This is a genomic window from Chitinophaga oryziterrae, from assembly GCF_009758125.1.
In the GTDB taxonomy this organism is placed as follows: Bacteria; Bacteroidota; Bacteroidia; order Chitinophagales; family Chitinophagaceae; genus Chitinophaga; species Chitinophaga oryziterrae.
Genome location: NZ_WRXO01000008.1, coordinates 93255 through 108425, shown reverse-complemented (window position 1 = coordinate 108425; position 15171 = coordinate 93255). Strand labels below are relative to the sequence as shown.

Genomic DNA, 15171 nt, shown 5'->3' with positions numbered 1-15171 from the left:
GAATTTAATGAATTTTATAACCCTTTTATACCTTCGGTTCCCAACCCTTTTCGTACTCCCTTCTCCACAGTTTCATAGCTTCCTCATCATGCAGGATATGTCCGCTGGAAGGATCTGTATGTAATATTCTGCCGGTACGCTGGGCAATATTGCCCAATAAAGGAAGCAGCGCACTGCGGTAGCCAATATTTATCTCTGCATTAAGCGTAGCATTACCTCGTATGCTTTCCAGGAAGTTATTAATATGTATGGCGTCATAATATTCCCCGGCCGGACTCACTGTATTGGTCACACTCTGACCGGTATTCGTTGCCTGTTTCACTTCTTTTACCACCTTCCCTTTGAGGTCCGTGATCTTATAGCTGTCACCACCGGTATTATACAAACTGCCATTTTCTCCGTAAAGCACAAATCCACGGTCACTGCCTTCAAGACTGAACGGACTGCAGCTCCTCCCTTCCCAGGAAATCGCTTTCCCTCCTTCAAATTCAAAGTTCAGGGTCTGCGTATCCGGTGTTTCCCAATCATCTCCTGAATAAGCATAACGACCGCCAGCAGAAGTCACTTTAGTGGGGTACTCCACATTCATGAACCAGCGTAAGCAATCCAGCTCATGCGTTCCGTTATTACATGTTTCTGAAGTGCCCCAATGCCAGCGCCAATGCCAGTTGTAATGCACAATATTATCCAGATAATCACGACGTGGAGCCGGTCCCTGCCATAGATCCCAGTCCAGCGTACCCGGTACCGCTATTTTTTTACCCGCACCTATAGGCTGACGGTTATTCACATACCAGCTTTTTCCATAATATACTTTGCCTAATACATGTTGTTCTTTCACCTCTTTTATTGCCTGTTGCATATTAGGCCAGGAACGGCGCTGACTGCCCATCTGCACGTGCCGGCTATATTTTTTGGCAGCAGCAAGCAGCAGTTCCCCTTCTGCCGGGTTATGGGCACAGGGCTTCTCTACATATACATGTTTGCCGGCTGCTGTGGCCATAATTGCCGCCGGGGCATGCCAATGGTCCGGTGTCGCTACAAAGAGCGCATCAAAATCAGAACGTTCCAGCAATTTGCGTATGTCTTTTATGACGGTAGGTTTGCGATCCTGAGCGCCTGCTACGGCTTTCAATCCTTTTGCAATGGCGGAGTCTTCAACATCGCAGATATAGCCTATTTCGGCGCCCGGTAGCTTTGCCGCACACTGTGCCAGCCAGTTTCCCCTGGAGTTAACACCCATTACTCCCAGTATCAGCTTATTGCTGGGAGCATTTTTCCCGAAGACCGGGAAGTTGAGGATGGTCAATCCTGCTCCTAAGCCAGCAACGCTACCTGTTTTAATAAAGTCTCTTCTTTTCATAACGGAGTTTAAATATTGGATGAATATAGAAAAATAAATATGGGGGTTACATAATTTATGATGAATGAAAACCCCGTTCTTTTGTCATATACGTAACAAAAAATAAGGATAAGTAACAATATGAAAGCCTGTCGATAAGAATTGAAAACTGAATCTTTTTTTTTAGTGTCAGCGCCTATGAAATTTTTCTCCGGCTCTCAAACTTTTATTATTTTCGGCTTCCAAATGAGACTAACTGTATTTTTAGTATGCCTATGCGTCCTTCTGCTAAAGGGGTATAATTATGCATATACAGATACCCATCAAAGCAACACTTCAGCTCACCATACTGAAGGAACGCAACTGGTAAAAGTTAAACTTGCCAATCAGGACTATTCATTAATCCAGGATACTATGCCGGATGATGAAGATGAATATCTCATCGGTGAAGATGCTGAAGATGACGAAACAGATAGTTTCTTTGCCAGAAAGTACAGATTGTTGTTCAATGCCCAATTGATCAACTCCCATCCTGTTATTTTACAATATCTCCATGACTACGCTAAAGCCCCTCTTAACTTTGGCTGTCTTTCATCTTATAAATACATTACGCAACAAGTTTTAAGGATCTGATCAATAAAATGCATCAGTTACCTATGTGCGATCATGTATACCCGGTAGATGTTACATCCTCCTGCATGACAGTTCAGGTCTCACCCTGGCGACTGATCCTTTATTATATTCAAAGGAATCTCTGACTTCCAACCATTCAAACGTTCAATATCCATTTAATATCATGAAGAGAATTGTCATGTTCACAGGCTTGTCTATTCTGTTGTACCAGACAGGCTGTAAACCTAAAAAAGAAGAAAAGGAAGAAGCCAGCAAATACACCGCTACAAGTCCTTTACGAGTTGATACTTCCTTTACGAAGGAGTATGTTTCGCAGATAAAATCTGTAAGGAACATCGAAATCAGGGCCCAGGAAAAAGGCTACCTGCAAAACATTTATGTTGATGAAGGCCAGTTTGTGAAAGCTGGTCAGCTGTTGTTCAGGATCATGCCTAAAATATATGAAGCGGAACTTGTGAAAGCACAGGCTGAAGCCGAAGGTGCAGAAATAGAACTGCAGAACGCTAAAACCCTGGTGGATAAAAATGTGATCTCAAAAAATGAGCAGGCGATGGCGCAGGCCAAACTGGACCAGGCAAAAGCCGAAATGGCGCTGGCTAAACTCCACCTGTCATTCACAGAGATCAGGGCACCATTTGACGGTACTGTTGACCGTATCCCCTTGAAATTGGGAAGTCTTATCGATGAAGGCGCTTTACTGACCAGCCTTTCAGATAACAGCCAGATGTTCGCTTATTTCAATGTGTCTGAGCCGGAATACCTGGACTACGAAACCAATACAAAAGATCGCGGAAACACTAAGGTAGGCCTGCTTTTAGCAAACAACACCCCCCTGAAATATAAAGGCGATGTGGAAACTATTGAAAGTGAGTTCGATCATGAAACAGGAAATATTGCCTTCAGGGCAAGATTCCCGAATCCTGATAAGCTGTTGAAACATGGTGAAACCGGTAAGGTCTTAATGACCGTTCCGCTTAGTAATGCATTGGTCATCCCACAGAAAACGACTTACGAAATTCAGGATAAGATCTATGTTTTTGTGGTTGACAAAAACAACGTTGTAAAATCAAGGAATATTACCATCAGTGGTCGTATGCCTGATCTGTACGTGGTTGAAAGTGGTATTACCGAAACTGATAAGATCCTGTTAGAGGGTGTTCAGAAGGTAAAAGATGATGATAAGATCAACTATGAATACCAGGTACCTCAGGAAGTTATTTCCCATCTGCGATTAAAAGCGGAATAGTAGTTTAATCTCTAATAGCGTAGTTCAATGTTTAATAAATTTATACAGAGGCCGGTACTGTCAATAGTCATATCGCTGATCATCGTCTTCCTGGGGATCCTGGCTATGACTTCATTACCGGTAACGCAGTTTCCTTCCATATCACCGCCAAAGGTGAATGTGACTGCAGAATATCCCGGTGCCAACGGGGAGTTAATGATCAAAGCAGTGGTTATTCCGCTGGAAAGAGCCATCAATGGTATTCCGGGAATGAAATATATGGCCTCAGATGCAGGTAATGATGGTGAGGCCAGCATACAGGTAGTATTCAACCTGGGAACAGATCCTAACCAGGCATCATTGAATGTGCAGAACAGGGTGGCGTCAGTGGTTAATAAACTGCCGCCGTTAGTAGTACGTGAAGGTGTAAAGATCACCCGTGAGGAATCTAACATGCTCATGTACATTAACCTTTACAGTACGGACCCAAAGTCAGATGAGAAATTCCTCTTCAACTTCGCGGATATTAACGTGTTGTCGGAACTGAAAAGAGTGGATGGTGTTGGATTTGCAGATATCCTTGGGAACAGGGAATATGCCATGAGGATCTGGCTGAAACCCGATCGTATGCTGGCTTATAAGATCTCTGCGGATGAAGTGATGAAAGCACTGGATGAACAGAGCCTGGAAGCTTCACCAGGTAAAACCGGTGAAAGTTCCGGTAAAAGGTCCCAGACATTTGAATACGTATTGAAATATCCCGGTAGGTTCAGCACTAAAGAAGGATACGAAAATATCGTTTTGAGAGCCAGTGCAGATGGTGAATTGCTGCGTCTGAAAGATGTTGCAAATGTGGAATTCGGAAGCTCCATGTACGATATTTACTCCAACCTGAATGGTAAACCTTCAGCTGCAATTGTACTGAAACAATCGTACGGAAGTAATGCCAGCCAGGTAATCAAGGATGTAAAGGCTAAAATGGCAGAGATCAAGGCAAATTCTTTCCCTAAAGGAATGGATTATGAAATCAGCTATGACGTTTCCAAGTTCCTGGATGCCTCTATTGAAAAGGTAATTCATACCCTCGTGGAAGCCTTCATCCTGGTGGGACTGGTGGTATTCCTGTTCCTGGGCGACTGGCGTTCTACCCTGATCCCTGCAATGGCGGTACCGGTATCCCTTATCGGAACGTTTTTGTTCATGCAGTTCTTCGGCATTACACTGAACCTTATCACCCTGTTCGCATTGGTGCTGGCAATCGGTGTGGTGGTGGATGATGCCATTGTGGTAATTGAGGCGGTGCACGCCAAGATGGAAGAAGAACATCTTTCTCCGCTGAAAGCTACCAAGAAAGCAATGCATGAGATCAGCGGAGCTATTATCGCGATCACCTTCTTAATGACAGCGGTATTTATTCCGGTGGCATTTATGTCTGGCCCGGTGGGTATATTCTACAGACAGTTCTCCATCACCATGGCAACGGCCATTGTGCTTTCAGGTGTGGTAGCATTGACCCTTACCCCGGCGCTTTGCGCCATGATCCTGAAAAATAATCATGGACAACAAAAGAAGAAAAATATACTGGATAAATTCCTGGGTGGTTTTAACAACTCGTTCAACCGCCTTACAGGGAGATACCAGAAAGTGCTGGGTGTTATCGTCAACAGAAGAGCGATCACCTTTATCATGCTGCTCGCTTTCTGCGCCGGAACATATTTCCTGAATAACAATCTGCCTTCAGGTTTTATTCCCAATGAAGATCAGGGAATGTTCTATGCTATCATCCAGACTCCTCCGGGATCATCCCTGGAGAGAACAAATGATGTAGCTGAAAGAGTGCAGAAACTGGCTCAGAGTATTGAAGGAGTACAATCCGTTTCTTCTCTGGCTGGTTATGAGATCCTGACAGAAGGTACCGGCTCGAATTCTGGTACATGTCTGATCAATCTGAAAAGCTGGGAAGACCGTAAGCATTCTGTGCAGGAAATAATCCATGAACTGGAAGAGAAATCCAAAGACATAGGAGGTGCTACCATTGAATTCTTCATGCCACCTGCGGTGCCGGGGTATGGAGCTGCGGGTGGTTTCGAATTGCGTTTACTGGATAAATTAGGTTCCGGTGATTACAAAAAGATGGAAACGGTAAGCAAGGATTTTGTGGCGGAACTGACTAAACGTAAAGAACTAGCATCTGTATTCAGTTTTTATAGCGCCAGTTTCCCTCAGTATATGCTGAGAGTTGATAATGACATTGCCCAGCAAAAAGGCGTGTCTATCGACAATGCCATGAACACGCTTTCCACTCTTGTAGGTAGTAACTACGAGATCAGCTTCATTAAATACGATCGCCAGTACAAGGTGATAATACAGGCGTCGCCGGAGTACAGGGCATTACCTGAAGACATCCTGAAGCTGTATGTGAAGAATGACCGCGATGAGATGGTCCCTTTCTCTGCTTTCATGAAAATGGAAAAGGTATATGGGTTATCAGAGATCACCAGGCATAACATGGCCAATGCATCGGAAATAAGTGGTTCGTCAGCCCCCGGATATAGTAGTGGTGAGGCCATTAAGGTGATCGAAGAAGTGGCAAAGAAAACCTTGCCAAGAGGATATGGGATAGATTGGGCCGGTATCTCCAAAGATGAAGTGGGGCAGGGTAATCAGGCCATTTATATCTTCCTTATCTGTCTTGGTTTCGTATACCTGATCCTGTCTGCACAATATGAAAGTTTCGTGCTGCCGATGGCGGTAATACTTTCATTACCAGCTGGTATTTTCGGCGCATTCCTGTTGCTGAAATTATTAGGGTTGGAGAATAACATTTATGCACAGGTGGCAATGGTAATGCTCATCGGTCTGTTAGGTAAGAATGCCGTACTGATCGTGGAGTTTGCTGTTCAGAGACATAGGGGAGGAGCATCCGTATTGACAGCTGCTATGGAAGGTTCCAAGGTGAGGTTCCGTCCTATCCTGATGACTTCATTTGCATTTATTGCGGGTTTGATCCCATTGGTTTTTGCTTCAGGCCCGGGTAAAATTGGTAACAGAACAATCGGTACTGCTGCTGCCGGAGGTATGCTTTTCGGGACCATTTTCGGCGTACTGGTCATCCCGGGATTGTACTACATATTCGGCAAAATTGCAGAAAGTCATCTTCTTGTTAAAGATGAAGAAGAGAATCCTTTAACCGAAGAAATTGATCATAATGTATAAGTTCAGAATAAATCAGTGCATTGGGCTGCTGAGTGTTTGCCTGGTCGTAGCGAGCTGCAAGGTCCCGGCGATCACATCTTCGGATGAAAATAAGCCAGTTCCCGGCACTTATAACAATAATGGGGATACGACCAATATTTCAAATATTGAGTGGAGAAAGTTTTTTACAGACCAGAACCTGGTGAGCCTGATCGATACTGCGCTGAAAAACAACCAGGAGTTGATGATGACCTTGCAGGAAATTGAAATAGCAAGGAATGATATCCGTGTAAGGCAGGGTGCATTACTTCCATCAGTTGGTGTAAGGGCAGGAGCAGGTGTTGAAAAGGTAGGCAGATATACCAGTCAGGGTGCTGGTGACGCCACTACGGAAATCGAACCGGGTAAAGAGATGCCGGACCCGTTGATGGATTATACCATTGCTGCTTATGCGAACTGGGAAGTGGATATCTGGAAAAAGCTGCATAACGCCAAAAAAGCTGCCATTACCAGGTATTTATCAACGGTTGAAGGCAAGAATTTTGTAGTGACCAACCTGGTTGCAGAGGTGGCTAATTCTTATTACGAATTGCTGTCTTATGATAACCAATTGTTGATTGTAAGACAAAACATCGAACTGCAAAAGAGTGCGCTGGAAATAGTAAAAGTTCAGAAAGAGGCTGCCAGGGCAACAGAACTGGCTGTTAAGAAATTTGAGGCTGAAGTATTGAAGTCTCAGAGTCTGGAGTTTGAAATTCTGCAAAACATAACAGAAACGGAAAATAAGATCAACTTTTTGTTAGGCCGTTATCCACAGGCGATAGCCAGGGATAAAAGCAACATGTTGGATCTGTTGCCGGCGGTAGTCAATTCCGGTATTCCTTCGCAATTACTGGCTAATCGCCCGGATATTAAGAAGGCTGAACTGGAATTAACAGCTGCGAAACTGGACGTAAAAATTGCCAGGGCGGAATTTTATCCTTCATTCGGTATTTCAGCAGCGGCAGGGCTCCAGGCATTTAAGCCGTCCTACCTGGTGAAGTTCCCAGAGTCTTTGCTTTACTCCCTGGCTGGAGATCTTGCAGGGCCATTGATTAACAGGAATGCGATCAAGGCGGAGTTTAGCAGCGCCAGTGCAAGACAATTACAGGCTTTGTATAACTATCAGCGTACCATTCTGAATGCATACTTTGAAGTGTCTACACAGCTTTCGAATATCGGTAACCTCGAAAAGAGTTATGATCTGAAATCGAAACAAGTAGATGCGCTGACGAAGTCAATAGACATCTCAAATGATTTGTTCAAGTCCGCAAGAGCTGATTATTTTGAAGTCCTGATGACGCAAAGAGATGCATTGGAAGCTAAACTGGAACTGATAGAAACCAAAAAGCAACAGATGAATGCGGTAGTTAATATCTACAGGAATCTGGGAGGCGGTTGGAAGTAAAATGATCTTACATAAAAAAGGCCGGCAACAATATCGTTGCCGGCCTTTTTTTATTACTGTATCATCAACTTCGTGCTTATCACTTTTTTATTCTTACTGCTAACATCAACATGATAGATACCCGCAGGTATAGAAGGATTAATGGTAAAAGTTTCATTCGCTTTTGCCGTCTTCTTCAATACTACCTTGCCAGACATATCCGTAAGTGTTACTATCACATCTGTAATCGCCGGATCGGAGATACGGATAGCAAAACTGTGTTGTGTAACAGGATTGGGATAAATGGCACCGCTGCGTTTTTCCTCAATGGCACTGCTTCTTGCAGCGGACTCAGAACCGTCTGCCTCAAAGTGTGACCATGCATACGGGCCTACATAATGAATATAATAATTACCGTTTACCCTTGCCGGAAGGCTGTTAGACCAGGTGTTGGTATAGTTAACACCATTAATCTCCAGGAGGCTCAGGTTCCAGGAATTGATGTAAGAAATATTACCTGAAATAACGTAGCAATATTCTCCCGCACCATCTTTTTTGAATGGAAGTGTCACCGGGCTGGGATTATCACAGCTTCCCTGATTCCCTGTTTGAGTAAAGTTTGCTGTTATTGCTATGTTCGTATTTACTGTTACAGTAACAGGGTTGATGGTATCTGATATGGCGCCGCTCCAGTTGCTGAACTTATACCCATTTGACGGACTCGCGGTAATTATGACCTGAGACCCTTCCGCATAAGTACCACCTGCAGGATTGAGCGTGATGGTACCTGAGCCGGTTACTGCTGTGGTGAGTGTGTATTGTTTGGGCACTACCACATTTGTAACAGTGATAGCTGCACTGGCAGTAAAGCTGCCATCTGCGGTAGTAGCCGTGATAGTAGCTGTGCCTGCGGCAAGGGCTGTCACAAGACCCGTACTGCTTACTGTAGCAATAGCAGGAGCACTGGAACTCCAGCTCACACTTTTATTGGTAGCATTGGAAGGGACTACTGTGGCCGTGAGCTGCAGGGTCGTGTTGATATTCAGGGTACTGTTTGCAGGACTTACACTTATACCTGTAACAGGCACTACCTGGGCTTGTGTTGGTGTACTGCCATATACCAGTACATCATCTACATAAAGAGGGATGTTGGACACTTCTTTAAGAGTGCCGTCAACGTTCTGTGAAGACCAGTCGTTTGCAGGATTCCAGGCAGCAGCACTGGCTTCATAAGGAAGTCGTATACGTATCTGCGATTCTTTTCTTGATTCACCCTGTCCGCCTGGCCAGATCTTGATGCTGGAATTAAAGGTTACCTCTGTATAATAAATATGCCGGGTGGAATCCCATGGCATTAACTGCGTAAAAGTAACATCTGCATTATTAGATGAAACAACATATTGTGAAGGAGAATAACCTGCCGTCAATCCTTCTGAAACATCAATAAACAACCGGAAGGCATGTTTGGAGGCAATGCGTGCAGGCCATGCCGTGTGATTGTTTACCCATACGGACCATTCAGTATAGGTATTCCCGCTGCCATTTAATTTTGCTTCGATCAGGAATTCACCGGAAGGCGTTTCTGCAACCGGGAAATTAGCCAGCGGCGTTCCCCCATGATCTTCAACAAGCTTGGCAAGCAGTCCTGAAAAAGCGGCGTTATAATCACAGGCAACTTCATTGTTCACATAGTTAGAGCGATCATCCGTGTAAGCGTCATTACTTCCCGGGCCACCTACCAGTGCACCATATAAGGTGTGCCGTGTTGCCGTAGGAGGGCCATTCAGATTATTAGCCCAGGCTCCATGAGCAGTGCGATGATGTGGTTGGGTAGGCGGATTATTACCGAAGCCGCATACATAACTGCGGTTGTTGGGATTATTACCCAGCGCATAGTTCATTTGTTGCTGAGCAAAAGTATAATACTTTGTTCCTTTGGCGCTTGTCGTAGCCGCATCCTTGTAGTAGGCTGCCAGGAAACCGGTATTGATCGCATATCTTAATGCACCCCATACATCCAGGAAGGCCAGCCCACCGGGAGTATAAGTAATACGTTGCCCGTTATAACCATCTGTCCAGTAGTCGAGGTGTCTTTCTATATCTTCTTTGTATTGGGTTTTACCTGTAAGTTTTGCCAGCAGGGCATAACATCCAAATGATTTGTCATCCCAGGCAAGTCCCCATTTATAAGACTTGATAGTACTCTGGGATTCTACAGACAGGTTAGCATAATAGTTTTCTGCCTTTGCCAGCCATGCAGCATCACCGGTAGCACGATATAACCATATAGCGCCCCATACCAGCTCATCATTATAGCCGCTGTAGGACTGGTAATATCCGGCCGCGTCAGTAATCGCGCCGGTATATACTCCGCGGTAGGTGTCTGCAAAATTATACAACTGTATGGCATGACTAAGCAAGGTGGAACTGTACGATGGGTCATCTGTTTTAAATACCATGCTGGCTGCTGCCATGGCGGCGGCTGTTTCAGCAGCGAGGTCTGAACCCGGGTGCGTTTGATCGATCTTATAAGCGGGGCGGGACATGGCCATTACTTCTGAGGATCCCCACCAGGCATGATCAGTGCTGCCGTTACCGATCTGCCCATACAATTCGTTGGGAGCTGTATGACAGCGGATGAAATAATCATTTACAAACCGGAGGTTGCTTTTCAGGTATTTCATTTGTCCGGAGGCATTATACCCCGCGGCAAAATCTACGGCCCCCCATGCCAGCATGGTGGCAGAGAAAGCCATGGGAAAATTAAATTTAACATGGTCACCGGCATCATACCAGCCGCCTGTCAGGTCATGGCCAACATCACTACCATCATTCATGGCAGAATTGGCACGCCAGGTTACCCGGTTATCCGAAGGAAGCTGTCCGGAGCGCTGGCATTCATAGAAGAACATCGACTTCTGCAATGTTTCTGCATAGTTGAAACTCTGTGCATAGCTGAGTTTGAGAGACACCATTAGTAAAATGGTGGTTAGCAGGCGTAATTTATTGGCACGCGCTAATTTTACGAGGGAAAATCTGGTTTTCATTAGGTATAGTTTATGGTAAAAATGTAATGAACAAGGAGCTTATATGGGTTTTTAAAAAAAGGGTATTGGTTATGAATAGGTTCTAACAATAGGTTTCAAAAAAAATCTTTCTGCCTTGGGGAAGGCGAACGATATGGTTTTACAAGTTTACAGGAATTACGTGGATAAACAAAAAGTCATTAAAAAAAGTATTAATCAGACCCATATATCCCTATCCCTGATATCCAAGGGTTGCTCGTTTTGAGCAACCCTTGGATATTGCTCTGGCGGCCACAGGCATTATCATCGGTATGATATTGGTGGAAAAAAAGATGGGATCAGGTTAAAAAAGGGGGCTGGTTGATTATGTGATTCCTAAGAGAATCAGGTTTGTGTGTGACTAAAGTCACCAATAACTAATATATCATATCAGATCTTTGAAGAAATAAAACGAAGAAGTTATTTAACTATACATTAATGTCAATCATGCAAATTGAACAGATTTATACCGGTTGCTTAGCTCAGGGGGCTTATTATATTGAAAGTAAGGGGGAAGCCGCTGTTATTGACCCGCTAAGAGAAGTGCAGCCGTACATAACACGTGCAGAAAAAGACCACGCAAAAATTAAATATGTATTGGAGTCCCACTTTCATGCTGATTTTGTAAGCGGGCATCTGGACCTGGCCAATAAAACAGGGGCAACCATAGTATATGGCCCAACAGCAAAACCAGGGTTTGATGCACATGTGGCGGCAGACGGTGAAGTGCTGAGGTTAGGCGATATTACCATTAAAGTGATTCATACTCCGGGACATACAATGGAAAGTAGTTGCTTCCTGTTGACTGATGAAAATGGGAAGGACATTGCCCTGTTTACAGGAGACACGTTGTTTATTGGCGATGTTGGCCGGCCCGATCTGGCGCAGAAATTAGTGGCCGACTTAACCCAGGATAAACTGGCAGCCCATCTTTATGACTCGCTGCATAATAAAATACTGCCGCTGGCAGATGATATTATTGTATATCCGGCCCATGGAGCAGGTTCTGCTTGTGGCAAGAATATGAGTAAGGAAACAACGGACACACTGGGCCATCAGAAAGCAACAAATTATGCGCTGAAACCCATGACTAAGGAAGAATTTATCAAAAAAGTTACAGATGGATTGCTGCCACCGCCTGGTTATTTCCCGGCGAATGTGCTGATGAATATTAAAGGTTATGAAAGCATAGACACCGTGCTAAACAGAGGCAGACATGCATTGAGCCCTGACGCATTTGAGGCTGCTGCCAACGAAACCGGTGCCCTGATCCTGGATACACGTGATGCCCAGACGTTTGCCAGAGGATTTATCCCTAATTCCATTAACATTGGTATAGACGGCAACTTTGCGCCCTGGGTAGGTGCATTGATTCCGGACATTAATCAGAGAATTTTACTGATTACGGATAAAGGCCGCGAAGAGGAAGTTGTTACCCGTTTGGCGCGTGTAGGTTACGATTATACTATCGGCCATTTGGAAGGAGGTTTCGATTCCTGGAAAGATGCAGGCAAAGAAACGGATACCATTCAATCTGTATCCGTAGATGAATTGGCAGAAAGAATGAATATTAACCCGCATATAAACATGCTGGATGTAAGAAAACAAAGTGAACACCAGTCAGAACATGTTATTGGAGCAGAGAACATGGCCCTGGATTATATCAATGAGCATATAAGTGACGTGGATAAGAATAAGACCTATTACGTGCATTGTGCCGGAGGATACCGCTCCATGATCTTCAATTCAATCCTCAGAGCGAGAGGCTACAACAATCTGATTGATGTAAAAGGAGGTTTCAAGGCTATCAAAGAATCCGGTAAATTCAGGATAAGTGATTATGTATGTCCCTCAACATTGTTGTAGTACTGAAATGGGCTGGTTTAAGCGTAGTTATATATAACTACGCTTAAACCATTATAATTCCTTTAGGGGTGTAAAAGAAGAGATGTATTAGACTCCTAAAGGCCACCATTTAAGCGGGATTTCAATTTGATCTACAGAACTTACTATCAAATCCGGTTTAAAGGCATACTGACTTAGATCTTCTTTTTTGGCAATCCCGGAAAGTACCAGAATTGTTTTGTATCCCATTTGTACGCCTCCCTGTATATCCGTTTCCATGGTATCCCCTACAACGGTTGTTTCAGCTGTTTCCAGTCCTAAATATTTCCGTGCAGAACGCATCATCACCGGGCTGGGTTTTCCGGTAACAAAAGCTCTCCTTCCCGTAGCTTCCTCGATCATTGCGGTAGTGGCGGCAATACCTAAGTTATTCCATCCTGGTTTTTTCGGAGAAGGGTCCCTGTTGGTGGTAATAAATTTTGCTCCTGCCAGGATCATATCTACGGCGCGCTGGACCATCTCCAGTGTAAAATTCCTGCCCTCTCCTAAAACTACAAATTCCGGGTCTGTATTCACCAGGCTAATACCATTTTCGTGCAAACTGGTTAACAACCCTCCTTCTCCCAAAACATATGCTGTATGAGCACCCTGATCGCTAAGGAATTTACCCGTAGCCATAGCGCTTGTATAAATGTGGTTTTCGGTAACTTCTATACCAAGGAGCCTCAGTTTCCGTACAGCATCCAGTCTTGTTCTCTGACTATTATTGGTCATAAAAGTAAAGGGAATATCATTTTTAAGCAATTCCCCGATAAATTTGTCAGCGCCTTCAATTAAAGTCTCTCCGCTATAAATGACGCCATCCATGTCAATCAAAAGTCCGTGTTTCATATATTATATGCTATTAGTATAAAAATGATCTGAAATCAGGCCGTTCAGGTTTAACAAATATAATATATCTAAGGGCAACGGTAAGTTTCCGGTGATAATGTGATAAACGAAATTATTAACCGAAATGAAAAAGGAAGGACGTATCTAACTGTAATTTTATTAAATTAAAGCATGATAAAGGTACAGTTTGGCATTGATAAACTATTAGCGCAGGCTCCCTCCTGGAAAACCCAACGTATAGGTCTGGTTACCAATAATGCAGCCCTGACGTCGGCATTTGTTCCTTCACGGAAAGCATTGTTAGAGCAGCAGTACAACCTGGTGAAATTGTTCTCTCCGGAACATGGGCTGGATACAACAGGGCCTGATGGGCATTTCATGCGTAACGGGAACGATACGCTTACCGGCCTCCCGGTAGTTAGCCTGTATGGCCACAAATTGATGCCGGACATGGAAGACCTGGAGGATATTGATCTGTTGTTGCTGGACCTGCCAGACGTAGGCAGCAGGTTTTATACCTATTTATGGACGCTGACCTATGTACTGGAAGCAAGCGCTCTTTTTAACAAGCCGCTGATTGTGCTGGACAGGCCCAATCCTTTATCAGGGAACCTGTTGCTGGCAGAAGGTCCATTGCTGGATGAGGAAACTGCTTCCAGTTTTATAGGAAGATGGCAGATGCCGGTGCGGCATAGCTGTACGCTGGGAGAGCTGGCGCTGTATTTTAACGCAGTTAAGCATATTGGATGTCCTTTACAGGTGATCCCCTGTGAAGGTTGGTACCGGGATCTGTTGCATCCCGACTGGAGCACCTCATTTGTGCCTGCTTCGCCGGCTATCAATTGTTTTGAAGCAACCTTACTATATCCCGGTCTTTGTCTCCTGGAAGCTACGAATATCAGTGAGGGCAGGGGGACGGCCGTACCTTTCAGGGTAGCTGGCGCACCCTGGCTACGCTCAGGGGAAATAACCACCTTATTCAATAAAAATATCGATGATGATGTAGTGGCCAGAGAGGTGGACTTTGTACCGGAGGCTGGCCGGTATACAGGCCAGTCCTGCAAAGGGCTGATGCTGCATGTAACCGACCCCTACAGCTTTCGCCCGGTAAGGGCTGGCCTGCTGTTGCTGAAACTGATCCGGGATACACATGCCGGCGCTTTTGAATGGGCTCCCTATAAAACGCATGTTAACGGTACCGGCGAGAACCACCTGAAGCTCCTGACCGGCAAACAGGACGCAGGACAAATGTTTGAACTGCCCTTGCCGGATTTTATGGGCGGACTAAATGCCTTTACCAATGCAGGTGAATGGGCTGCTATGGTAGACCCTTACCTGTTATATGGGAAATGAAATATAAAAGAGACTGTATTATTCTAGATATAAAAAACGCTGGCGGTAACAGAAGTATTATGGAAACAGATGGAACCAGGTTAAAACGGTTTTGGTTGATTTGTGCTGATTTCAGATTAAGAATGCTTAAGGAAATCAGGTAAGTGTGTGACTATTGTCACTAATAAATAATATATTATATCAGACCTTTGAATTC

9 protein-coding genes are annotated in these 15171 nt (G+C 44.5%); 6 read left to right on the top strand and 3 right to left on the bottom strand.

Going from position 1 to position 15171, the window contains the following annotated elements:
- Nucleotides 1–25 precede the first annotated feature (25 nt).
- On the bottom strand, nt 26–1363 hold the full coding sequence (locus GO495_RS23420) for a Gfo/Idh/MocA family protein (RefSeq protein ID WP_157302312.1): 1338 nt from the start codon (nt 1361–1363) through the stop codon (nt 26–28).
- Nucleotides 1364–1588: 225 nt separating this feature from the next.
- Between GO495_RS23420 and GO495_RS23415 the strand changes: the two genes are divergently transcribed.
- The 4 genes from GO495_RS23415 (at nt 1589) to GO495_RS23400 (ending at nt 7842) form a co-directional block, all read left to right on the top strand.
- Nucleotides 1589–1975, top strand: coding sequence for a hypothetical protein (locus GO495_RS23415; RefSeq protein ID WP_157302310.1), 387 nt, complete (start codon nt 1589–1591; stop codon nt 1973–1975).
- A 163-nt stretch (nt 1976–2138) separates the two neighbouring features.
- Entirely contained in the window at nt 2139–3221 is a 1083-nt protein-coding gene (locus GO495_RS23410) for an efflux RND transporter periplasmic adaptor subunit (protein ID WP_157302308.1), read from the top strand.
- Between the two features lie 27 nt (nt 3222–3248).
- Nucleotides 3249–6416, top strand: a complete 3168-nt coding sequence (locus GO495_RS23405; RefSeq protein ID WP_157302306.1) for an efflux RND transporter permease subunit — start codon at nt 3249–3251, stop codon at nt 6414–6416.
- A complete protein-coding gene (locus GO495_RS23400) occupies nt 6409–7842 on the top strand; it encodes a TolC family protein (protein ID WP_157302304.1) in 1434 nt (477 codons plus the stop codon). The genes GO495_RS23405 and GO495_RS23400 overlap by 8 nt, the downstream gene beginning before the upstream one ends.
- Before the next feature lie 53 nt (nt 7843–7895).
- Here GO495_RS23400 and GO495_RS23395 read toward each other — a convergent pair whose 3' ends face one another.
- Entirely contained in the window at nt 7896–10868 is a 2973-nt protein-coding gene (locus tag GO495_RS23395; protein ID WP_157302303.1) for a glycoside hydrolase family 9 protein, read from the bottom strand.
- Nucleotides 10869–11333: 465 nt separating this feature from the next.
- On the opposite strand from GO495_RS23395, the gene GO495_RS23390 reads away from it, so the two are divergent.
- Nucleotides 11334–12752 carry an MBL fold metallo-hydrolase gene (locus GO495_RS23390; RefSeq protein ID WP_157302582.1) on the top strand — a complete coding sequence of 473 codons (1419 nt, stop codon included), beginning with the start codon at nt 11334–11336 and terminating at the stop codon, nt 12750–12752.
- A gap of 87 nt (nt 12753–12839) precedes the next feature.
- Here the strand turns inward: GO495_RS23390 and GO495_RS23385 are convergent, their stop codons facing one another.
- On the bottom strand, nt 12840–13622 hold the full coding sequence (locus GO495_RS23385) for an HAD-IIA family hydrolase (protein ID WP_157302302.1): 783 nt from the start codon (nt 13620–13622) through the stop codon (nt 12840–12842).
- Nucleotides 13623–13793: 171 nt separating this feature from the next.
- On the opposite strand from GO495_RS23385, the gene GO495_RS23380 reads away from it, so the two are divergent.
- Nucleotides 13794–14975: an exo-beta-N-acetylmuramidase NamZ family protein gene (locus GO495_RS23380; RefSeq protein WP_157302301.1), complete on the top strand. Its 1182-nt coding sequence runs from the start codon at nt 13794–13796 to the stop codon at nt 14973–14975.
- Nucleotides 14976–15171: the final 196 nt, after the last annotated feature.